Annotated in this window: 18 protein-coding genes and 2 pseudogenes; 11 read left to right on the top strand and 9 right to left on the bottom strand. The window is 71.1% G+C overall.

Translation table 11 applies throughout. The annotated features are described in order from the left end of the window. Positions 1-258: 258 nt before the first annotated feature. Entirely contained in the window at positions 259-1629 is a 1371-nt protein-coding gene (locus ASD48_RS20845) for a M14 family metallopeptidase (protein ID WP_057603137.1), read from the top strand. Here the strand turns inward: ASD48_RS20845 and ASD48_RS20840 are convergent. The 5 genes from ASD48_RS20840 to ASD48_RS20820 form a co-directional block, all read right to left on the bottom strand. Beyond that, positions 1626-2336, bottom strand: a complete 711-nt coding sequence (locus ASD48_RS20840) for a hypothetical protein (protein WP_057603136.1) — start codon at positions 2334-2336, stop codon at positions 1626-1628. The genes ASD48_RS20845 and ASD48_RS20840 overlap by 4 nt on opposite strands. Before the next feature lie 65 nt (positions 2337-2401). Continuing rightward, positions 2402-3880 carry a gluconate:H+ symporter gene (locus ASD48_RS20835; RefSeq protein WP_057603135.1) on the bottom strand — a complete coding sequence of 493 codons (1479 nt, stop codon included), beginning with the start codon at positions 3878-3880 and terminating at the stop codon, positions 2402-2404. A 158-nt stretch (positions 3881-4038) separates the two neighbouring features. Next, positions 4039-4449 (bottom strand): RidA family protein, encoded by a 411-nt coding sequence (locus tag ASD48_RS20830; RefSeq protein ID WP_057603134.1) that lies wholly within the window; start codon positions 4447-4449, stop codon positions 4039-4041. Between the two features lie 7 nt (positions 4450-4456). After that, positions 4457-5224 carry an IclR family transcriptional regulator gene (locus ASD48_RS20825; protein ID WP_057603133.1) on the bottom strand — a complete coding sequence of 256 codons (768 nt, stop codon included), beginning with the start codon at positions 5222-5224 and terminating at the stop codon, positions 4457-4459. Next, complete coding sequence (locus tag ASD48_RS20820) at positions 5221-6264, bottom strand: sugar kinase (RefSeq protein ID WP_057603132.1); 1044 nt, start codon at positions 6262-6264, stop codon at positions 5221-5223. The genes ASD48_RS20825 and ASD48_RS20820 overlap by 4 nt, the downstream gene beginning before the upstream one ends. A 171-nt stretch (positions 6265-6435) precedes the next feature. Between ASD48_RS20820 and ASD48_RS20815 the strand changes: the two genes are divergently transcribed. Both ASD48_RS20815 and ASD48_RS20810 read left to right on the top strand, forming a co-directional pair. Beyond that, a complete protein-coding gene (locus ASD48_RS20815; protein ID WP_057603131.1) occupies positions 6436-7710 on the top strand; it encodes an amino acid deaminase in 1275 nt (424 codons plus the stop codon). An 11-nt stretch (positions 7711-7721) separates the two neighbouring features. Next, positions 7722-9347: a D-aminoacylase gene (locus ASD48_RS20810; RefSeq protein WP_057603130.1), complete on the top strand. Its 1626-nt coding sequence runs from the start codon at positions 7722-7724 to the stop codon at positions 9345-9347. A 28-nt stretch (positions 9348-9375) separates the two neighbouring features. Here ASD48_RS20810 and ASD48_RS20805 read toward each other — a convergent pair whose 3' ends face one another. Both ASD48_RS20805 and ASD48_RS42160 read right to left on the bottom strand, forming a co-directional pair. Then, positions 9376-10272, bottom strand: coding sequence for a serine protease (locus ASD48_RS20805; RefSeq protein ID WP_057603129.1), 897 nt, complete (start codon positions 10270-10272; stop codon positions 9376-9378). Positions 10273-10430: 158 nt separating this feature from the next. Continuing rightward, positions 10431-11048 carry a hypothetical protein gene (locus ASD48_RS42160; protein WP_079073876.1) on the bottom strand — a complete coding sequence of 206 codons (618 nt, stop codon included), beginning with the start codon at positions 11046-11048 and terminating at the stop codon, positions 10431-10433. 124 nt (positions 11049-11172) lie between these two features. Here ASD48_RS42160 and ASD48_RS20795 point away from each other — a divergent pair, with 124 nt between their 5' ends. From ASD48_RS20795 to ASD48_RS45340, 4 genes and pseudogenes are all read left to right on the top strand, one after another. Further along, the gene (locus ASD48_RS20795; RefSeq protein WP_057603127.1) at positions 11173-12384 is read left to right on the top strand and encodes a pyridoxal phosphate-dependent aminotransferase; all 1212 of its coding nucleotides are present in this window, start codon (positions 11173-11175) and stop codon (positions 12382-12384) included. Between the two features lie 78 nt (positions 12385-12462). Then, positions 12463-12900, top strand: coding sequence for a hypothetical protein (locus ASD48_RS20790; protein ID WP_057603126.1), 438 nt, complete (start codon positions 12463-12465; stop codon positions 12898-12900). A 347-nt stretch (positions 12901-13247) separates the two neighbouring features. Beyond that, positions 13248-13430, top strand: a pseudogene (locus ASD48_RS42155) (hypothetical protein); the annotation flags it as partial. Further along, positions 13424-13792, top strand: a pseudogene (locus ASD48_RS45340) (hypothetical protein); the annotation flags it as partial. The pseudogenes ASD48_RS42155 and ASD48_RS45340, both read left to right, overlap by 7 nt. A gap of 289 nt (positions 13793-14081) precedes the next feature. Here ASD48_RS45340 and ASD48_RS20780 read toward each other — a convergent pair. Continuing rightward, positions 14082-15905 carry a phosphoenolpyruvate carboxykinase (GTP) gene (locus ASD48_RS20780; RefSeq protein ID WP_057603124.1) on the bottom strand — a complete coding sequence of 608 codons (1824 nt, stop codon included), beginning with the start codon at positions 15903-15905 and terminating at the stop codon, positions 14082-14084. Positions 15906-16219: 314 nt separating this feature from the next. On the opposite strand from ASD48_RS20780, the gene ASD48_RS20775 reads away from it, so the two are divergent. The 4 genes from ASD48_RS20775 to ASD48_RS20760 all read left to right on the top strand — a co-directional run bounded on the left by ASD48_RS20775 (position 16220) and on the right by ASD48_RS20760 (position 20062). Then, positions 16220-16933 carry a hemolysin III family protein gene (locus tag ASD48_RS20775; RefSeq protein ID WP_057603123.1) on the top strand — a complete coding sequence of 238 codons (714 nt, stop codon included), beginning with the start codon at positions 16220-16222 and terminating at the stop codon, positions 16931-16933. A gap of 137 nt (positions 16934-17070) precedes the next feature. After that, positions 17071-18657 (top strand): DHA2 family efflux MFS transporter permease subunit, encoded by a 1587-nt coding sequence (locus ASD48_RS20770; protein WP_057603122.1) that lies wholly within the window; start codon positions 17071-17073, stop codon positions 18655-18657. Positions 18658-18661: 4 nt separating this feature from the next. Beyond that, positions 18662-19291, top strand: coding sequence for a TetR family transcriptional regulator (locus ASD48_RS20765; RefSeq protein WP_057603121.1), 630 nt, complete (start codon positions 18662-18664; stop codon positions 19289-19291). Positions 19292-19324: 33 nt separating this feature from the next. After that, entirely contained in the window at positions 19325-20062 is a 738-nt protein-coding gene (locus ASD48_RS20760; RefSeq protein ID WP_057603120.1) for a Mut7-C RNAse domain-containing protein, read from the top strand. Here ASD48_RS20760 and ASD48_RS20755 read toward each other — a convergent pair. Beyond that, on the bottom strand, positions 20059-22467 hold the full coding sequence (locus ASD48_RS20755) for a galactose oxidase-like domain-containing protein (RefSeq protein ID WP_057603119.1): 2409 nt from the start codon (positions 22465-22467) through the stop codon (positions 20059-20061). The two genes, ASD48_RS20760 and ASD48_RS20755, sit on opposite strands and share 4 nt — an antisense overlap. Positions 22468-22469: the final 2 nt, after the last annotated feature.

Genomic DNA, 22469 nt, shown 5'->3' with positions numbered 1-22469 from the left:
GGCCGCTCCGGCAAGGGTGCGTGCGGGATCTCCACCCGATGTGCCCACACTCCGGTCAAACCCCGGATACCGGCCGACCGGCGCGGGCGCGGATAAACTGCGCGGCCGGCCGCTCGTCACATTCCGCATGATTTCGGCCAGCGGCCCTTTGTTCACTCTTGACCTGCTCATGCCACGCCCCGACGATGAGCGGCACCGCACCGCCGCACACAGCAAGCGCACAGCCCCCCACAACCCGGCTCCCCACAAGGAGAGTTCATGCGACTTCGCATTCGCGGCTCAGGCGCAGGCGCCACAAGCGCCCGCAGCGGCAGACGGACCGCCGTCCTCGCCGCACTGCTCGCCCTCGCTCTCGCCGCACCGGTCTCGGCGACGGTCACCGACGCGGCGGCGGGCAGCGCACCGAAGGCGGCACCCTCCGCCGACGACATCCGCCAGTACGAGATCCACGTCCACCACAGCACCCCCCAGACGCGCACCGCGATCGCCGCGTCCGGGGTGAGCGTCGACGAGGCCGACGAGGAGACCGTCGTGGTCTCCGGCCGCGCCGACCAGGTCGGGAAGCTGCGCGCACAGGGGTACGAGGTGTCCCCGCTGGGCTCGGCGCCCGACCGGGTCGCCGAGGACGAGGTACGGCTCTTCGACTTCCCGACCGCCGACTCGAAGTACCACAACTACGCCGAGATGACGACGGAGATCGACCAGCGCATCGCCGCCTACCCCGGCATCATGAGCAAGCGGGTCATCGGCAAGTCGTACCAGGGCCGGGACATCGTGGCCGTCAAGATCAGCGACAACGTGGCCACCGACGAGGCCGAGCCGGAGGTGCTGTTCACCCACCACCAGCACGCCCGCGAGCACCTCACCGTCGAGATGGCGCTGTACCTGATCCGTGAGCTGGGCGCCGGCTACGGCTCCGACTCCCGCGTCACCAGCATGGTCAACGGCCGCGAGATCTGGATCGTCCCCGACCTCAACCCGGACGGCGGCGAGTACGACATCGCCTCCGGCTCCTACCGCTCGTGGCGCAAGAACCGGCAGCCCAACTCCGGCAGCTCGTACGTCGGTACGGACCTCAACCGGAACTGGAACTACAAGTTCGGCTGCTGTGGCGGCTCCTCGGGGTCCACGTCCTCCGAGACCTACCGGGGCGCGGCCGCCGAGTCCGCGCCCGAGGTGAAGGTCGTCGCCGACTTCGTGCGCAGCCGGATCGTGGGCGGGAAGCAGCAGATCACCGCCGGGATCGACTTCCACACGTACAGCCAGCTGGTGCTGTGGCCGTTCGGCTACACCACCGCGGACACGGCGACCGGGATGACCGCGGACGACAACGCCGCGTTCAAGGCCGTCGGGCAGAAGATGGCCGCGAGCAACGGGTACACCCCCGAGCAGTCGAGCGACCTGTACATCACCGACGGGTCGATCGACGACTATCTCTGGGGCACGCAGAAGATCTTCTCGTACACCTTCGAGATGTACCCGTCGTCGGCCTCCGGAGGGGGGTTCTACCCGCCCGACGAGATCATCGAGCGGGAGACCTCCCGTAACCGGGACGCGGTGCTGCAGCTTCTCGAGAACGCGGACTGCATGTACCGGTCCATCGGGAAACAGTCCCAGTACTGCGTCTAGTCGGCGGACTTGACGTCGGCGTCCTCGACCTCGTCGTCCTCGGCCTCGGCGGCCTTGGTCCCGGTGTCCTCGGCGTCGGCGTCGGCCTTGGCGTCGGCGGCGGCGGCGTCGACCTCGACGGCCTCGTCGTCGGCGCCCGCTTCGGCGTCCCCGTCCTCGAAGTAGGCGTCGAGGACCGCGTCCAACTGCTCTTCCCACTCCTTGAAGCGGGACCTGGCCGTCGCCTCGATCTCGATCGGGTACCAGCGGCGGTCAGGGGTGTGCACCGTGATGGTGAACCGCTTGCCGAAGCGCGGTGCCTCGGTCTCGACCGCGCCGATCTCGTCCCAGCGGAACTCGCACGACTCCTCGTCGAGGCGGAGCCGGACGCCCTTGGCGTCGGCGGCGATCCGCGCACGGCGGTCGGAGGCCTCGAAGACGGGGCCCTCGACGGACTCGGCGGAGTCGTCCTGTTCTTCGGACCCGGCGGACCCGTCGGACCCGGCGGACCCGGCGGACGGATCCGGCTTCGCCGACGCGTCCGTGCGCTCCGACGCCGCCGGCTCCCCCTTCCCCGCCTCGGGCTCGACGGCGTCCCCGCCGTCGTCCTCGGCCGGCCTGGTGTCCTCCGGCTCCGCGGTCACGGGCGACGTGAGCCCGGGGATGAATGCCGGGTCGAACCCGGCGCCCTCCAGGGGCTGGCTGCTCGAACCTATGCGCTGCTCCACAGCGGGCAGTATGGTCGAAGATCCTGTGCCGGACACAGTCAGCCCCTGACTTCGTTACCGGAGCCCTACACGAAGAGGCTCATTCCGGCCGCCATCACGAACCCGGCCACCGACAGCACCGTCTCCAGCACGGTCCACGTCTTGAGGGTGTCGCGCTCGCTGATGCCGAAGTACTTGGCCACCATCCAGAATCCGCCGTCGTTGACGTGCGAGGCGAAGATCGAGCCCGCCGAGATCGCCATGATGACGAGGGCCACGAAGGCCTGCGAGTGGTCGCCCTCGGCGAGCAGTGGCGCCACGATGCCCGCCGTCGTCACGATCGCCACCGTCGCCGAGCCCTGGGCGACGCGCAGCACCACCGAGATCAGGTAGGACAGGACGATCACCGGCAGCCCGACGTCGTTGAAGGTGTCCGACAGGGCCTGGGCCACGCCGCTCGCCTTCAGGACGGCACCGAAGATCCCGCCCGAGCCGACCACCAGCAGGATGTTGCCGACCGGCTTCAGCGAGGCCGTCGAGACCGTCTCCAGCGACTTGCGGGACCAGCCGCGCCGGATGCCGAGCAGGTAGTAGGCGAGGAGCAGGGCGATGGTCAGCGCCACGAACGGGCTGCCGAAGAACTCGATCACCGAGCGGAAGGTGGACGGGTCGAGCGCGATCGAGGAGAACGTGGCGGCGAGGATCAGCACCAGCGGCGTACCGATGATCCCGAGGACCGTGCCCAGCGGCACCGGGTCCTCGCGCGGCACGACCCCCTGCGTCCGCTGCTCCTCGACGACCGCCCGCTTCGCCTCCGCCGCCGCCTCGACCATGTCCTGCGGCACGGCGACGAAGATGCGGCGGCCGATCCACGCCGAGAACACCCAGGCCGCCAGCACCGCCGGGAGACCGCAGACGACCCCCATGAGGATGACCCAGCCGAGGTCGACGTGCAGCAGGCCGGCGGCCGCGACCGGACCGGGGTGCGGGGGCAGGAACGCGTGGGTCATCGACAGACCCGCGAGCAGCGGAAGGCAGTACAGCAGGATCGACTTGCCGCCCCGCTTGGCGGCCGCGTAGACGATCGGGGCCAGTACGAAGATGCCGACGTCGAAGAAGACCGGGATGCCGAAGATCAGGCCGGTCAGGCCCATCGCGAGGGGAGCCCTCCGCTCGCCGAACACACCGAGCAGCCGGGACGCCAACACCTCGGCGCCCCCGCTGACTTCGAGGACCGCGCCGAGCATCGTGCCCAGCCCGATGATGATCGCGACATGGCCGAGGATGCCGCCCATCCCGGACTCGATGGTGGAGACGGCGTCCGAACGCTGCACGGTGCCGAAGAGTTCGGTCACCGACAGACCGGCCAGCAGGCCGACGGCTATGGAGACCGCGAGGAGGGCCACGAAGGGCTGGATCCTGACCTTGATGATCAGGAAGAGGAGCAGGGCGATACCGAGGGCGGCGACCGTGAGCAGGCCCGCCGTGCCGTCGATCAGGAGAAGCAGTCCGCCGGTGTGGGGTGGGGCCTCGGCGGGCGTGGATGCCGCGAGCGGAAGGGGCATTCGGGGGTCCTCTGCTGGGGTTCACGGTGCTTTCGGGCAGGGGGGATCGCGGCACGGCGTCCCCTGCGAACGGGGACGCCGTGCCGTGAGGCGTTACGGGGTGCGGGAGTTGACGGAGCGTGGGCCCGGCGGGTCGGCCGGACCGGTGTCCGGGTGCGTCAGCCGAGGACGGCGAGTGCGTCGATCTCGACCAGGAGCCCGGCCGGAAGGCCGACGTAGACCGTCGTACGGGCCGCGGGCGGGGCGGTGAGGGCCTGCTCCGCGAAGTACGCGTTGTAGAGCTCGTTGAACTCGGCGAAGTGCGCCGTGTCCGTCAGGTAGACGCGGATCATCATCGCGTCGTCCCAGCTCGCGCCGCCCTCCTCGAGGATCGCCTTGACGTTGGCGAGGGTCTGGAGGGTCTGCTCGCGCAGGCTGGGGCCGGCGGGCGTCGGGGGCCTGCCCTCCTCGGCCGGCAGGAAGCCGACCTGGCCCGCGACCTGGAGGATGTTGCCCTTCCGCACCCCGTGCGAGAACCGCGCGGGCGGGGTGGTGTGGGTCCTGGGGGTGAGGGCGGTCTTCTCGGTCATGCCGGGCTCATTCCTTCGGGGCTTCCTTGATCGGGGTTCTGCCGGAGTACTCGCCGCTGATCGCGTCCGCCGTGCGGCGGACCAGCGGGAGCAGGGTGAGGAGTTCGTCGGCGGTGACGACGACGTTCGGCGCGGAGACCGACATCGCGGCGACCACCCGGCCGTCGGCGCCCCGGATCGGCGCGGCGGCACAGTTGATGGACTCCTCGTGGCCACCGAGGTCGGTGGCCCAGCCCTGTTCACGCACCTTTTCCAGCTCGCGCAGGAAAGCGGGGGTGTTGGGGGTCGAACGGGCCGTGTAGAGGGGGTAGTCGAGCTTCTCGGCGATCACCCGCCGCTCGGGCTCGGGCAGGTCGGCGAGCAGCAGCTTGGCGACGGCGGCGACCGTGATGGCGACGGGCTTGCCGATCCGCGAGTACATGCGCACCGGGTAGCGGCTCTCCACCTTGTCGATGTAGAGGACCTCGCCCTCCTCGTACACGGCGAGGTGCACGGTGTGCCCGCAGGTCTCGTTGAGACGGGCCAGGTGCGGATGCGCGATCTCGCGGATGTCGAGGTTCTCCATCGCCTCCTGGGCGAGGGCGAAGAGGCGGGCGCCGAGGCGGTAGCGCTGGTCGGACTGGCGGTAGACGAGGCCGTGCTCGTGCAGGGTGCGCAACAGCCGCAGGGCCGTCGATTTGTGCACGCCGAGGCGGTCGGCGACCTGTCCGAGGTCGGCGGGGCCCTCGGCGAGCAGCGGCAGGATGCTCAGCGCTCGGTCGACGGTCTGGCTCATGGGGTGGGTACCTCCTCGTCGGCCCGCTCTTCGGCGTGCGTCCAGCCGGGGCCGAGTCGAAGTCTCCCCCACGCGGCGTCGTCGAGGGCCGCGAGCCGGTCGGCGTGGCCGCGGGAGGGCGGCACGGCCAGGTCGCCGGGGACGGTGAGGGCGGCGGCGGCCATGAGGTGCCCGTGCCGGATGCGGTCGCGCACGGGCAGGCCGCGCAGGGTGGCGGAGAGGAACCCGGCGGCGAAGGCGTCCCCGGCTCCGACGGCGGCGACGACGTCGACGTGCGGGGCGGGGACGTGCATGACGTTCCCCCGGTCGAAGACGGTCGCCCCGAGGGCCCCCTGTTTGACGACGAGCGTCTCGGGGTCGGGGAACGCGGTCCGTACGGCGTCGACGCCGTCCAGGCCCCACACCTCGGCGGCCTCGTCCTCGCCCACGAACACCAGGTCGGCGCCGCGGGCCAGTTCGAGGAGGACCCGGGGGCTGTTGCCGTCCGTCCACAGCCGGGGCCGGTGGTTGACGTCGAAGGAGACGAGGGGCCGGCCGGGCCGCGGGGCCGTCAGTTCGCGCAGCAGGCCGAGGCAGTCGGCGGACAGGGCCGCGGTGATCCCGGTGAGGTGCAGTACCCGGCAGGCCCGTACGGCGTCGGGGCCGACGGTGTCGGCGGACATCGCGGAGGCCGCCGACCCGGCCCGGTAGTAGGCGACCTCGTGCGCGTCGGTGGCCCGGTCGCCGGCGGTACGGAAGTAGACGCCGGTCGGGCGGTCGGGATCGCGCCGTACGGCGCTCACGTCGACCCCGTAGGAGCCTATGGTCTCGACGAGGTGGTCGCCGAAGCCGTCCGCCCCCACCCGGCTGACCCAGCGCACCGTGTGTCCGGCCGCCGCCAGCGCACAGGCCACGTTGGACTCGGCGCCGCCGATGCCCCGGTCGAAGGAGGGAACGTCGGCGAGGCGGCCGGGCCGGGAGGGCAGGAAGGTGACCATGGACTCGCCGAGCGCGACGACGTCCACGGCGTCGGGGGCGTTGCAGGGTCCGGTGGCGGTCACGATCGTCTTGGCTCCTGTGCTGGTGCGGGCGTGCGAAGCGAGATGGGGTCCCCCCGGCCGAAGGCTGGGGGAGGCTCCGTTGACCCCGCGTTGGCCGAGATGTTAGACAGCGGTAAGCGATATACGCAATGGACGTTGCAGCTTGTGCAACGCTCCTGATCAGGAGGTTCCATGGGTACCGAGGCATCCGAGGCGCTCGCCCGACTGGCCGGGGAACGCGTCGACCACCGCTTCAAGGGCCTCCCTCCGGACGCCGACGGACTCACCGTCGGCGAGCTCGCCGCCCAGCGCCGCAACCTCTTCACCGGCGGCTTCGCGACCCCCGTGCTGGCGCTCTCCGCCGAGCGCCTCGAACACAACCTCGCCCTCATGGAGACCTACGCGACCCGCCACGGGCTCGCCTTCGCCCCGCACGGCAAGACCTCCATGGCCCCGCAGCTCTTCCGGCGCCAGATCGACCGCGGCGCCTGGGGCATCACCCTCGCCGTCCCGCACCAGGTGCGGGTGGCCCGGGCCTTCGGCGTCCGGCGGATCTTCCTCGCCAACGAACTGGTGGACCCGGCCGCCCTGCGCTGGATCTCCGCACAGCTCGACGCCGACCCCGGCTTCCGGTTCGTCTGCTACGTCGACTCGGTGCGCGGGGCCGAGCTGATGGACACCGCCCTGCGTGGCGCCCGGCGCCCCCTGGACGTCGTCGTCGAACTGGCCGCGGGCGAGGGCGCCCGCACCGGGGTCCGCACCGAGACGGAGTGCGCGGCCGTCGCGGACGCGGTGGCCGCCGCGCCGACCCTGCGGCTGGTCGGGGTCGCGGGCTACGAGGGCGAGGTCCCGCGGGCCGACCCGGAGCGGGTACGGGCCTGGCTGCACCGACTGGTCTCCCTCGCCGTCGGCTTCGACGAGGCGGGACGGTTCGCGGGCGCCGAGGAGATCGTGGTCAGCGCGGGCGGCAGCGCCTGGTTCGACACGGTCGCCGAGGTCTTCGCCGGGATCCCCGGACTCTCCCTGCCGGTGCTGAAGCTGCTGCGCTCCGGCGCGTACGTCTCGCACGACGACGGCCACTACCGCAGGCTGACCCCGTTCAACCGGGTCCCCGAGGAGGGCGCGCTGGAGCCCGCGTTCCGGCTGTGGACCCAGGTCGTCTCCCGCCCCGCCCCGGACCAGGCGTTCGTCAACGCGGGCAAGCGGGACGCGGCCTACGACCTGGACCTGCCGTTCGCCCAGGTGATCCGCCGCGACGGCACGGAACGCCCGGCCACCGGCGTCTCGGTGACCGCGCTCTCCGACCAGCACGCCTGGCTGCGCACCGGCCCGGAGGCGGACGTCGAGGTCGGCGACTGGGTCGGCCTGGGCCTCTCCCACCCCTGCACGTCCTTCGACAAGTGGCCGCTGATCCCGCTGGCCGAGGCGGACGGCACCGTCGTCGACTACATCCGCACATTCTTCTAGGGAGTCGGAACGTGGAAGACCTCGTCATCCGGGACGCGGACGTCGTCGACGGCACCGGCGCGGATTCCTACCGCGCGGACGTGCTGATCGACGACGGCCGGATCGTCTCGATCGTGAAGGAGGCGGCGGCCGCCGGCTGCCAGCGCCCGAAGGCGGTACGGGAGCTGGACGCGGAGGGGCTGGTCCTCTCCCCCGGCTTCATCGACATGCACGCGCACAGCGACCTCGCCCTGCTGCGCGACCCCGACCACAGCGCCAAGGCCGCACAGGGCGTCACCCTCGAAGTCCTCGGCCAGGACGGGCTGTCGTACGCCCCGGTCGACGACCGCACCCTCGAAGGGGTCCGCCGGGCCATCACCGGCTGGAACGGCCACGGCGACGACGTCGACTTCGACTGGCGTTCGGTCGGCGAGTACCTGGACCGCCTCGACCGCGGTTTCGAGGGCCGGGGCATCGCCGTCAACGCGGCCTACCTCATCCCCCAGGGCACCCTCCGCGCCCTGGTCGTCGGCTGGGAGGACCGCCCGGCCACCGGCCGGGAGCTGGACCGGATGCGCCGCCTGGTCGCGGAGGGACTGGAGCAGGGCGCCGTCGGACTGTCCTCCGGGCTGACGTACACGCCCGGCATGTACGCGCGCGGCGCCGAACTCACCGAACTGTGCCGCGTGGTGGCGTCCTACGGCGGCTACTACTGCCCCCACCACCGCAGTTACGGGGCCGGCGCTCTCGAGGCGTACGCGGAGATGGTCGAGCTGACCCGCGAGGCGGGCTGCCCGCTGCACCTCGCCCACGCCACCATGAACTTCGGCGTGAACGAGGGCCGCGCCCCGGAGCTCCTGACCCTTCTGGACGAGGCCCTGGCAGCCGGCGCCGACATCACCCTCGACACCTACCCCTACACCCCCGGCTGCACGACCCTGGCGGCCCTGCTGCCCAGTTGGGCGAGCGAGGGCGGCCCGCCGGAGATCCTGCGCCGCCTCGCGGACGACGACACGGCCGCCCGCGTCCGCCACGACCTGGAGGTGACCGGGGCGGACGGCTGCCACGGAGTGCCGGTGGACTGGGACACGATCGAGATCTCGGGCGTGGGCGACGAACGGCTGGCGGACCACGTGGGCCGTACGGTCCACGCGTCGGCGCTCCTGCGCGGCGAGGAGCCCTGGACGACGGCCCGCCGCCTCCTCCTGGAGGACCGGCTGGCCCCCACGATCCTCCAGCACGTGGGCCACGAGGAGAACGTCCGCACGATCATGCGCCACCGCGTCCACACGGGCGGCTCGGACGGCGTCCTGACGGGCGCCAAGCCGCATCCGCGGGCGTACGGCACGTTCCCGCGCTACCTCGGCCACTACGTGCGGGAGGCGGGGATCCTGTCCCTGGAGGAGTGCGTGGCGCACCTGACCGGCCGTCCGGCGGCCCGCCTGCGCCTGCCGGACCGGGGCCTGGTCCGCGAGGGCCACCGCGCCGACCTGGTGCTCTTCGACCCGCGGACCGTGGCGGCGGGCTCCACCTACGAAGCCCCGCGCACCCTGCCCACCGGCATCCCGCACGTCCTGATCGACGGCCGCTTCGTCATCGAGGACGGCCGGCGCACGGACGTACTGGCGGGGCGGGCGGTCCGTCGCAGTCCCGTGTGACGGACCGCCGCGCCCGGTGGCCCGAGCCCTACGGCTTGGGCAGGGTGCAGGCGGCCGCGCTCAGGTTGAGCTGGTTGCCGGTGGTGAAGCAGGCCGGGATCAGGTAGGTCTCCTGGGCGTAGTTGATGCCCTGGCGGACGGTGACGTTGCCGCTCGCGTCGACCTCACAGGGGTTGTTCTCCGTGCAGCGGGCGCCGTCCTCGTTGCCGGTGTTGTTGACGGCGACGACCTTGCCGGTGGACTGGTCGATCACCGGCGAGCCGGAGGTGCCGCCGATGGTCTGGCAGGCGGAGGTGTAACGGACCGAGTCCTTCCAGGTCCAGTCGCCCTCCTTCAGGCGGTACACGAACCCGTCGATGTTGCAGCTGTAGAGCCGCTTCCAGTAGCCGGACGCCACGGTGATGGCGGTGCCGGCGGTCGGGTGGGTGTCCTGCACGGTCAGTGCGGAGATCCCGTACGAGTTCTTGATCGTGGCGTACGTGCTGGTGAGCTGGTAGATCGAGACGTCCGTGTCGGTCATCGTGCCGTAGGCCAGCTTGCTGGCGCGCAGGGTCGCGACCCGGGTGCCGGCGGAGTTGAGCAGGCCGAAGGTACGGCTGGAGGCCTGGTTGACGAGCACCTCGCCGGGCTCCGGGAAGCCGGTCGACAGGCAGTGGCCGTTGGAGAGCACCAGCGCGGGGTCGGTGTCCAGGGAGTTCGGGAAGCGGACGACGGAGCCGGAACAGTTGCTGAGCGCGACGGTCCCTGCGAGGTTGACGGCCTGGAGCGTCGGCGCGGCGGCGGTGTCCGCCTTGGCCGTGATCGCGGAAGCCGCGGCCGCGGGAGCCGTCGCGGGCTTCGCGCTCACCGGCGCGGCGACCGCGGGTGCCGCACCCGCCCCGGCGATGGCCAGGGCGAAGAACGCGGCAACGAGAGGCTTTCTCATGTGGGGGTCCCCTCTTACGACAGGGCGACCGGAGATCTTCCGGCCGCCCGCTGTTTTGTCATGCGCATTGTTAGTGCGCAGAGGGGAGAGAACAAGGGTCGCTTTTCAGCCGCGGGGGCCCCGGCTCCGGTGGCGCCCGGCTCCTGGGGTGCCCCGGCCTACCTGCCCCCCTTGTCCCGGCCCCGCCCCTTCCCGGGATTGCCCTTCCCGGACCCGGACGCCGAGGCGGAGGACGTGCCGCTCGGCGCCGGACTGGTGGCGGCGTCGGCCGACGACCCGGCGGAGGGTGCCCCGGACGCCGTGACCCCCTCGGACGGCACCGGGGCGACCGAAGCGGAGGGAGTCGGCTCCGCGGCCGCGGCGGAGCCGCTCCCGGCCGAAGCCGGTCCGTCCGACGGGCTCACCGTGCCGTCCGGCGCCGAGCGCGTGTCCCCCTGCCTGCCCGGTTGATCCCCGGCCGGATCCCCGGAGAGGGACAGCCCCGCCACCACCGCGGCCAGCGCCACCGCCCCGACCGCCCCGGCGGCGGTCAGCACGCGGCGCGAGGGCCGGCCGCCCGTCCGGCGCGCGGCGCGCCGACGGTCCCCGCGGCCGCCCGGCACCCCCTCCGCAGGGCGCACCCGAGGCAGCTCGGCGGTCTCGTCGTACGCGTTCTCCCATCCATGGGCGGCCGCCGGATCGGCGTACCGCTCGTACGGCGCCGCATCGGTCTCGGCATACGGGTCGTACACGATCGGCCGTACCGGAGGCACGCCACTCTCACCTGGCCTGAACATGCCGCGGATTGTAGGGACAGGAGTGACTCCTGGGACAGCTACCGGCGATAACGACCCAAACCACCCGTCTCACGTGGCGGGAAACACGCCCCCGGAAGCATTACCGGGCCGTAAGCTCCCAGACATGCAGGTGATCCAGTCGACCAAGCTCGCCAACGTCTGTTACGAGATCCGGGGTCCGGTTCTCGAGGAGGCGATGCGCCTGGAAGCGGCTGGTCACCGCATCCTCAAGCTGAACACCGGCAACCCCGCCGCCTTCGGCTTCGACTGCCCGCCGGAGATCCTGGAGGACATCCTCCGCAACGTCTCGACGGCACACGGCTACGGCGACGCGAAGGGCCTGCTGGCCGCGCGCAGGGCCGTGGTGATGCACAACCAGACACTGGGCATCGAGACCGACGTCGAGCACGTCTTCATCGGCAACGGCGTGTCCGAGCTGATCGTCATGGCGATGCAGGGGCTGCTGGACGACGGGGACGAGGTCCTCGTACCGGCCCCCGACTACCCGCTGTGGACCGCCGCCGTCTCGCTCTCCGGCGGCACCGCGGTGCACTACCGGTGCGACGAGCAGTCGGACTGGATGCCCGACCTCGCCGACGTCGAGCGCAAGATCACCGACCGCACCAAGGCGATCGTCATCATCAACCCGAACAATCCGACGGGCGCGGTGTACGACGAGGCGATGATCCGGGGACTGACGGACATCGCGCGCCGCCACAACCTCCTGGTCTGCTCGGACGAGATCTACGACAAGATCCTCTACGACGGCGCCACGCACACCCCGACCGCCAAGGTCGCCCCGGACCTGCTGACCCTCACCTTCAACGGCATGTCGAAGGCGTACCGGGTGGCCGGGTACCGGGTCGGCTGGATGGCGATCTCCGGTCCGCGCGCGCACGCCGACTCCTACATCGAGGGTCTGACGATCCTGGCCAACATGCGCCTGTGCGCGAACATGCCGGGACAGCACGGTGTGGTGGCCGCGCTCAGCGGGCGTCAGACGATCCAGGACCTGGTGCTGCCGGGCGGACGGCTCAAGGAGCAGGTGGACACGGCGTACGAGCTGCTGACGCAGATCCCGGGCGTGACCTGCGTCCGCCCGAAGGGGGCGCTGTATCTCTTCCCGCGCCTGGACCCCACCGTCTTCAAGATCAAGGACGACCGGCAGATGGTCCTGGACCTGCTGCGCCAGGAGAAGATCATGGTCGTCCAGGGCACCGGCTTCAACTGGCCGGAGCCGGACCACTTCCGGGTCGTCACACTGCCGACGGCGACGGATCTGCGGGACGCCGTGGGCCGGATCGCCCGCTTCCTGGACGGCTACAGCCAGCCCTAGCGGCGGTTTTATGGACGGCTCAACTTTAGACGAGATCCAAGCTAGGATGGTTTCCTGACAGCACAGGAGGCCATCCTCATGTACGAGCCGATCCGCACCCCCGCTTCCCGTGGGTCCGCCCACACCACGATGGCCGGCAAGCCCTCGGACTTCCCCCACCGCTCCCGCGAGGAGGAGCTGGACATCCAGCTCGCAGCACATCTCGCGGCGCTGCTCGCCGTCACCGACGAGCTCCGCGCGGCGGCACCGTCCGCCGACCTGGACACCGCGGCCGCGCGGCTCGCGCAGCAGGTGACCCGGCTGCGCGGCGGGCGGACGCCGGTCCGCGCCGCCCTCGCCGCCGACCCGGCGCCGGGCCTCGCGGTCCTGCACGAGCGGGCGCACGCCCTGGCGGGCCGCGCCCTCCTCGTCGCCGCGTCCCGCGCGGACACCGCGGCGGCGATCCTGGCGGCCCAGCGCATGGACGCGCACGCGGCCGCCCTGGTGGAGGACAAGGAACTGAGCACCGCCGGCTGAACCTCTTCACCGGGGCCACCCTCCCGGTGAACCCCCTCCCCGGCACCACCCCTCGCCGGGCCTTCCCTCCGGGGACCATGAACGGCCCCGGTCCGCGTGCACCCGCAGCGACGCGCGGACCGGGCGCCATTTTTTTTACGCCCCGATCCACCCCGATCCACTTCGTTCCACCTGGATCCACCTGGATCCACCTGGATCCACCCCGATTCCTCTTGATCCGGCCCTGATCCGGCCCTGATCCGGCCCTGATCGGAACCTCCCCTTCCCGTTGCGTTCCGGGTCACCCCCTTCACCCCTCGTTCCCCGGACCACCCGGGAATGCGGGGTTCCGCGAGCACGCTCCCCCTGTGAGACGCATCGCGGGAATCGTCCTCGCGGTACTGCTGACGGCGGGTGTGGTGGTCGCCGTCGTCGCGGGCCGCAGCGATGAGGACAAGAGCACGGCAACGAAGACCGTGCGGATGGTGATCGGGTCGGAGAAGGCGGAGTTCTTCGCCGACCCGGACGTGGTGAAGGCCCTCGCCACCCGCTCTCCTCCCTCGCCGCGACCGACGCGGCGACCCGCGAGGACGTCAAGCGCGTCACCGACGCCCTGCGCACCGAGGCGGTCCAGCGGCTGATCACCCACCGGACGCACCGCCGCCCGGTCGTCGCCTCCGTACCGCCCGCGGCCGGCCTCGACACCACCCGCCGCCGCGAACTGCCCTTCCCCGGCAGCCGCTCGGTCGCCGACGGGCTGCTCGACGCCTACGAGAACGAACTGCGCCGCCCGTCGCGGACCGTGTACGTCCTGGACACCTCCGGCTCGATGGAGGGCGACCGGCTGAGCCGGCTGAAGGCCGCCCTCGCAGGACTCACCGGTGACTTCCGCGACCGCGAGGAGGTGACGCTCCCCGGAGCAGCGCCGCCTCGGCATCAAGGACTCCTTCGACCTCGGCTCCGGGAGATCGAGGCGCGCCGCCAGGAGACGCACACGCGGTACCTGCGGGACCGTTCGCCCGACGGGCGGCCCACATAGGCGAAGGCCTGTCGTCGTCTCCTCGTCGGGGCGGACGGGGAGACGACGACAGGCCCATGGCCGCGTACGCCGTTGTACGCGGCTCGCCGCATCGCACCGCGGCCGGCCGTGACGATCACTGGTCAGGGCAATCCCGTGCCGGCCGCGGAGCTCTCGGTGGGCCTCAGCCCAGGCGCTGCACCAGCGCGCGGTACTCGTCCCACAGTTCCTTCGGGGTGTGGTCGCCGAAGGTGTTGAGGTGCTCGGGGACCAGGGAGGCCTCCTCGCGCCAGACCTCCTTGTCCACGGTCAGGAGGAACTCGAGGTCGGAGTCGGCCAGTTCGAGGCCCTTGGTGTCGAGGGCGTCCTTGGTCGGCAGGATGCCGATCGGGGTCTCGACGCCCTCGGCCTTGCCGTCCAGGCGCTCCACGATCCACTTCAGCACGCGGCTGTTCTCGCCGAAGCCGGGCCAGACGAACTTGCCCGCCTCGTTCTTGCGGAACCAGTTGACGTAGTAGATCTTCGGGAGCTTCGACGGGTCCTTGCCCTTGGCGACGTCGACCCAGTGGCCCATGTAGTCGCCCATGTTGTAGCCGCAGAACGGCAGCATGGCGAAGGGGTCGCGGCGCAGCTCGCCGACCTTGCCCTCGGCGGCGGCGGTCTTCTCGGAGGCCACGTTGGCGCCGAGGAAGACGCCGTGGTTCCAGTCGAAGGACTCCGTCACCAGCGGGACCGCGGAGGCGCGTCGGCCGCCGAAGAGGATCGCCGAGATCGGCACGCCCCTGGGGTCCTCCCACTCGGGCGCGATGATCGGGCACTGCGCGGCGGGGACGGTGAAGCGGGCGTTGGGGTGGGCGGCGGGGGTGCCGGACTCCGGCGTCCAGTCGTTGCCCTTCCAGTCGGTGAGGTGGGCGGGAGTCTCCTCCGTCATGCCCTCCCACCAGATGTCGTTGTCGTCGGTGAGGGCGACGTTGGTGAAGACCGAGTTGCCCCAGAGCGTCTTCATCGCGTTGGCGTTGGTGTGCTCACCGGTGCCGGGCGCCACGCCGAAGAAACCGGCCTCGGGGTTGATGGCGTACAGGCGGCCGTCCTCGCCGAAGCGCATCCAGGCGATGTCGTCGCCGATGGTCTCGACCGTCCAGCCGGAGACGGTGGGCTCCAGCATGGCGAGGTTGGTCTTGCCGCAGGCACTCGGGAAGGCGGCGGCGACGTACTTGGACTCGCCCTGCGGCGGGGTCAGTTTGAGGATCAGCATGTGCTCGGCGAGCCAGCCCTCGTCGCGGGCCATGACGGACGCGATGCGCAGGGCGTAGCACTTCTTGCCGAGCAGGGCGTTGCCGCCGTAGCCGGAGCCGTAGGACCAGATCTCGCGGCTCTCGGGGAAGTGCGAGATGTACTTGGTCTGGTTGCACGGCCACGGGACGTCCGCCTCGCCCTCGGCCAGCGGCGCTCCGAGCGTGTGCACGGCACGCACGAAGAAGCCGTCGGTGCCGAGTTCGTCCAGCACCGGCTGTCCCATGCGGGTCATGGTGCGCATGGACACGGCGACGTAGGCGGAGTCGGTGATCTCGACGCCGATCGCGGAGAGGTCGGAGCCCAGCGGGCCCATGCAGAAGGGGACGACGTACATCGTGCGGCCGCGCATGGAGCCGCGGAACAGCCCCTTCTCACCGGAGAAGATCTCCCGCATCTCGGCGGGCGCCTTCCAGTGGTTGGTCGGGCCGGCGTCCTCCTCCTTCTCGGAGCAGATGAAGGTGCGGTCCTCGACGCGGGCGACGTCGGTGGGGTCGGAGGCGGCGTAGTAGGAGTTCGGGCGCTGAACCGGGTCGAGCCTCTTGAAGGTGCCCTTCTCCACGAGCTCGTCGCACAGTCGCTCGTACTCGGCCTCGGATCCGTCACACCAGACCACGTTGTCCGGCTGCGTCAGTTCGGCGATCTCGTTCACCCAGGAGACGAGTTCCTGGTGGTCGGTGGGGATGACGGGGGGAGCCGCGATGTCGCGCGCCACGATTGCTCCTAAATGAGGGATTTTTGTTTGGAGGCCCCGTGGGGGCTGCGACCCGGATGCTTCGGATGGTGACCTTGGCGCTCATCCGGTGTCGACCGCACTCATTTGATCATCCGATGCTACCGCCCATATGTCCAGAGGGCCTCACAGGTGAGCGGAGTGAGGATGGCCACGTGTAGGGGCGATGTTTTGCGTCCACATGACGTTCAGCCGACGGCCTCTTGACCCGGCCCCCGTGAGACGATGGCCACTCTTCGCCCTTCGCCACGCCGGGCAGATCCGCAACCTACGGTTCCGTAGGTACGATTCGGGGCATGACTGCGCCCGTCCCCGACGCTCCAACGGACACGCCGGCCGCCGGCCGCGGTCCCGTCGCGCTCTCCCTGCCGCATCCGGTCAAGCCCAAGCTCCGCGGCTGGCTGCATCTCGGCATGTTTCCGGCCGCCCTCGTCTCCGGCCTCGTGCTCACCGCCCTCGCCGACTCCACCCGCGGCCGCATCGCCTGCGGCATCTACGCCCTCACCGCGTGCCTGCTGTTCGGTGTGAGCGCGCTCTACCACCGCGGCGACTGGAACGCGCGCATGGACGGCATCCTGCGCAGACTCGACCACGCGAACATCTTCCTGATCATCGCGGGCACCTACACACCGCTCACCCTGCTGCTCCTGCCGGAGTCGAAGGGGCAGTGGCTGCTGTGGAGCATCTGGGCCGCCGCGATCGCGGGCATCGCCTTCCGGGTCTTCTGGGTCGGCGCCCCGCGCTGGCTGTACACGCCCTGCTACATCGCGATGGGCTGGGCGGCCGTCTTCTTCCTGCCGGACTTCATGCGGGCGGGGGGCATCGCCGTCATGGTCCTGGTGATCGTCGGCGGGCTTCTCTACAGCGCGGGCGGTGTGATCTACGGCATCAAGCGACCCAACCCGTCACCGCGCTGGTTCGGCTTCCACGAGGTCTTCCACTCGCTGACCCTCGCCGCGTTCGTCGTGCACTACGTCGGCATCTCGCTGGTGGCCTACCAGCACGGATGACACCGCTTCTCCGCCTTTTCAGGGCCACGGCTTCCCAGCCGTGGCCCTTTTTCCGTTGCCCTTCCGTGCCCCGGAGCCACATACCGGGAGTCCATGGCGATTGACACTCACCATCTTTTGAGAGTTACTTTCATTTCATGGTTACTGTCACGAACACTGCCGCGGTGGGGCCCGACCCACGCCGCTGGTGGGCCCTGGGGGCCCTGGTCGCGAGCATGCTCACGCTCGGCTTCGACACGACGATCCTCAATGTGGCCCTCCCGACGATGGCGGAGCAGCTCGGCGCCGGCACCGGTCAGCAGCAGTGGATGGCGGACGCGTACATCGTCGTCTTCGCGGCCCTGATGCTCCCCGCCGGCCTGCTGGGCGACCGCTTCGGCAGGCGGAACATGCTGATCACCGGGCTGGGGATCTTCCTCGTCGGCTCGCTCGTCGGCACCCTGGCCGGGGACGTGCACGCGGTGATCGCCGCCCGCGCCGTGATGGGCGTCGGGGCCGCGCTGGTCACGCCGCTCGCGCTGTCGGTGCTGCCCTCGCTGTTCGCGCCGGAAGAGCGCACCAAGGCCGTCGGCATCGTCTCGGCCGGCTCGACGCTGGGCCTGCCGCTCGGGCCGATCATCGGCGGCTGGCTGCTCAACCACTTCTGGTGGGGCTCGGTCTTCCTCATCAACATCCCGATGGCCGCGATCGGCATCGCCGCCTGCGTCTTCCTGCTGCCCGAGACCCGCGACCCGGCCTCCCCCGAGGTCGACATCGTCTCCACCGCGCTCACCGCGGCCGGTCTCGGCGCCCTCATCTACGCGATCATCGAGGCACCCACCCGGGGCTGGGGCGACCCGCTGGTCCTCGCGACGGACGCCACGGCCGTCGTACTGATCACCGCGCTGGTCCTGCGCGAGCGCCGCGCCGCGCGGCCCATGCTCGACATGGGGCTGCTCGCCCACCGCGGCTTCCTGTTCAACACACTCGCGGCGACCCTGCTCATGTTCGTGCTGTCCGGCCTGCTGTTCGTCCTGCCGCAGTACCTCCAGGCCGTCCTCGGCAACGACGCCCTCGGCACGGGGGTGCGGCTGCTGCCGATGATGGGCGGTCTGATCGTCGCCGCGCGGGCCGCGCAGCCCGTCGTGGTCCGGTTCGGGGCGCGGGCGGTGGTGAGCGCGGGCCTGGTGGTGCTGGCCTTCGCCATGCTGCTGGCCAGCCGGACGACGGTCGACTCCGGCTACGGCTTCACGGCACTGTGGCTGTCGATCGTCGGGTTCGGTTTCGGCTTCTCGATCGTGCCCGCGATGGCCGGCGCCCTGGGCACCCTGCCCACCGACCGCGCCGGCAGCGGATCCGGTCTGCTGATGACCCTGCGCCAGGTCGGCGCCGCCATCGGCGTCGCGCTGCTCGGCAGCCTGCTCGCGAGCGCCTTCCGCGACCGCCTCGACGTCACCGGTCTGCCTCCGGGGACCGCCGACACCGCCGGGGACTCGGTGGTCGCCGCCCATGTGATCGCCGAGAAGGCGCACCTGACCGACCTCGCCGCCTCGGCGGACTCCGCGTACGTCCACGGCATGAGCCTGGTGCTGCTGGTGTGCGGCGTGGCCGCCCTGGCCGCCGCGCTGCTGGCGGCCGCGTTCCTGCCGGGAACCGCGCACGCCGGGGGCAACGACGTGGTGGAGGGCGGGGCCGGGGACGCCGGTCCCGGCTTGGTCACCCCCGCGGCCGATGCCCGACAATGAGCCCATGACGGCCGCACGCACCAGTTCTCCCGCCGACCACCCGCAGCCGGGTCTCCGGGAGCGCAAGAAGACCAAGACCCGCGAGGCGATCCGCGCCGCGACCTACGCGCTGGTCACGGAGCAGGGGTACGACGCCACGACGATCGACCAGATCGCCGAGCGCGCCGAGGTGTCGCCGTCCACCGTCTTCCGCTACTTCCCGACCAAGGAGGACATCGTCCTCACCGACGAGCAGGATCCGATCCTGCTGGCGCTGCTGCGCTCCCGGCCCGCCCATGAGGCGGTGGCGGACACCATGCGGTACGTGATGCGCGAAGGCGCCCGCATGGGCTTCGACGAGGACCCGGAAATGGCCCGGCTGCGCACCCACCTGATGGTCCAGGTGCCGGCGGTGCGCTCGCGGATGATGGAGAGCATGTCGGTCCTCGGCCGCATGCTCTGCGACGCGATAGGCGAGCGCTCCGGCCGCGACCCCGGCAGTCTGGAGGTCCGCGTCTACACGATGTCCCTGCTCGGCGGTCTGATGGAGACGGCCCTGTACTGGGGCGAGCACGGCCACGAGGACGACTTCGGCGCCCTCCTCGACCGCACCCTGGACGTCCTGGAACACGGCCTGAGCAAGGAAAACCGCTGAGCCCCCGCCCCTCCCCCGTGCCATCCTGACCAGGTGAACGCTTTCGAGATCCGCGTCGAAGTCGCCCCGGAGCTGGCCCTGTTCGTCCCGCAAGCACGGCGCGCCGGAGCCACCGCGCTCGCCGTCGACGGCGTCTCCACCCTCGGCCATGTCGTCGAGTCGCTCGGGGTGCCCCTCACCGAGGTCGGCACCCTGCTCGTCGACGGCCGCGCGGTACCGGTCTCGCACATCCCCGCCGCCGGCGAGTCGGTGACCGTCCGCCCGGTGGCCCGCCCCCAGCGGATCCCGGGAGCGCCGCTGCGCTTCCTCCTCGACGTCCACCTCGGCACGCTGGCCCGCCGGATGCGTCTGCTCGGTGTGGACACGGCGTACGAGTCGACCGACATCGGCGACCCGGCGCTCGCCACCCGGTCGGCGGCCGAACAGCGCGTCATGCTCAGCCGGGACCGGGGCCTGCTGCGGCGGCGCGAACTGTGGGCGGGTGCGTACGTCTACAGCACCGACCCCGAGGAGCAGCTCCGCGACGTCCTCGACCGGTTCGCGCCCGAGCTGCTTCCCTGGACGAGGTGCACCGCCTGCAACGGTCTGCTGCGCGAGGCCACCAAGGAGGAGGTCGCCGACCAGCTGCGCCACGGCACGCGGCAGTCGTACGACGTGTTCGCGCAGTGCCTGTCCTGCGGGCGCGCCTACTGGAAGGGCGCGCACCACGATCAGCTGGTGGCCATCGTGGAGCGCGCCCTGGCGGAGTTCACCGGACAGCGCCTGCCCTAGCTCCCGCGCAGGTCACCCTTTCCGCACGCGAGCCCGTCCCGGTCGGGGTCGAGCCCCAGCGGGTCGTCCTTGCCGTTGACCTTCAGCCGCCCGTAGTCGTTGGCCGCGAGCCAGGAGCAGCGGGCGGCCGTCGTCTTCCTCACCTTCGCCGGGAACGCCGTCGGCACGCACACGTTGACCGAGCCGTAGTGCCGGTCGCAGCCGGAGACGGTCGGGCCGACCGCCTGCGAGGTCCGCTTCCTGCCCGGTCCGGTGACCTTGCCGGTCAGGTCGTCGGCGAAGGAGTGCACGTGCGGTGCGGCCCCGGTGCCCGAGGACACCGAGAACGTCGACGCGGAGTCCGCGGCGAGTCCGGCCGGGCCCTGGAGGTGCACCCACTTCGCCACCGACGGCACCCCGTTCGCGTCCACCGCGAAGAGCATGTACCAGCCCGGCGGCGCCAGGTTGGGGTTGCTCGTCACGTTGAGGTCGACGTTGTTGCCGTCGACGGCCAGCGGGAGGTCCACGAAGCGCTGGTTCGGGTCGGAGGAGTGGGTCACCGCCGCCGGGCGGATCAGCTCGGCCTTGGCGATGGGCCGGTCGACCGTGATGCGCTGGGTGTCGCCGTACGTCCACTCCGTGTCGATGACCGACGTGATCGCCGGCCGGGTGCCCTTGAGCAGATAGGGCGGGGTGTAGATCGACACGTTGTGGTTCCAGGTGCCGTTGCCCGGGTTGTCGCCGGTCGACATCACCCGGCCGTCGGGCAGCAGGAACGAGGACGAGTGGTAGCCCCGGGCCTGCGGGTCGGCGGCGACGGGATCGAAGGTGTTGGTGCCGGGGTCGTAGAGCGACGACTCGAAGACCGGGTCGGCCCGGTTGTGCAGCGCGCCGCCCGTCTCCAGCACCTTGCCGTCGGGCAGGAGCACGGCGGAGACGTACATCTTGCCCTGGGCGCCGGTCTCGGGCACCGGCCCGTTGCCGAGGTCGACGGTGCCCTGCGGGAGCGGCGGTCCGGCGACGTACGACGGGTTCGCGGCCTTCAGGTCGATGACGTCGGTGAGCCGGTTGCCGTCCGGGTTGGAGTCGATGTTGCCGCCGCCGAGGGTGAGGACCCGCTGGTCCTGCGCCGGAGGCAGCAGGACGCTCGCCGACTGGTCGCGCTGGTCCTTGTTCTGCAGGCCGGGGATCTGGGTGACCGTGTTGGCGTCGTAGTCGTAGACCGCCGCACCCGTGCCCGGGATGTTGTTGCCGAAGACATGGCTGCCCGAGTAGAAGAGGCGGCCGTCCTGCATCAGGATCATCGACGGGTACAGACCCCAGTACGACCAGGTCTGGTGGACCTTCCACAGCGGCTGCCACTGCTGCTCGGCCTGCGAGAACAGCTCGGCCGTCACCGATCCCGTCGAGTCCTCGCGCAGCCCGCCGAAGGACAGCACGTCACCGTTGCCCATGACCGTGGCCGACGGGTACCAGTGGCCGTCGTTCATGTCGTTGGTCCTGCTGTACGTCTCGGTGACGGGATCGAAGACGTACGAGTCCTTGAAGCCCTCGTAGCCGTGCCCGCCGGCCACCGGGTAGGCCTTGTTGCCGCTCATCACGAGGACGCGCCCGTCCTGCAGCTGCACGTGCCCGGAACAGAACATGTCCTTCGGCGTGGGGACGACCTTGTAGCTGCCGTTCGCCGGGTCGTACACCGCCGACGTGAACGTGCCCGCGGCGAACTGCTCCTCGCTGTTGCCGGAGCCCGCGATCAGCAGCACCTTGCCGTTGTGGAGGACGACGGAGTGCATGGAGCGGACCGGGTTCTGCGTGGGCAGCACGTCCCAGCGGCCGTTGGCGCACTGGTCCGCGGTGCCGGTGCAGGTCGCGGGCGGGAGGACGTCCGGCACCTGCTCCATGGTGTAGTCGTCGGTGGTCACCGAGCCGGTCCCGTAGACGGAGACGCCCCAGGTGATGCGGTCGGTGCCGGCCGGCACCGCAGGGGTGCGCACGTCGGCCCGGGTATAGGCGGACGCCATGTCCAGCGTCTTGAGGTCGGTCCAGTACTGCCAGCCCGCCACCGGGTCGTGCCGGAAGAGGGTGAGGGAGGTGTCGGGGGTCGTCGACCTGTACCAGAGCGACAGGTCGTACTGCCTGCCCGGCGTCACCGCGGGCGCGCACTCCGCCGACTCGGTGATCAGCGCCTTGCGGTCGCCGTCGACCCGGCGGGTCAGCGTCACCTTCATCGCCCTGGCGCCGGTGTGCGCGTCCGGGGTGTGCGTGAAGGTGAAGTCGTTGTCGCCCCAGCCCGACTTCTCCCAGCAGTACGGCATGCCGTCCGTACCCGCCGTCTCGAAGCCGGCGTTCTTGATGAGGTTGGCGGCGGACGCGGGCTGCGGGCCGGCCAGCAACAGGCCTCCGGTGAGGCCGGCCACCGCCAGCATCG

Source organism: Streptomyces sp. Root1310, from assembly GCF_001426425.1.
Taxonomy (GTDB): domain Bacteria; phylum Actinomycetota; class Actinomycetes; order Streptomycetales; family Streptomycetaceae; genus Streptomyces.
The sequence above is the reverse complement of the archived record's forward strand: the minus strand, read 5'-3'. Positions and strand labels throughout refer to the sequence as shown.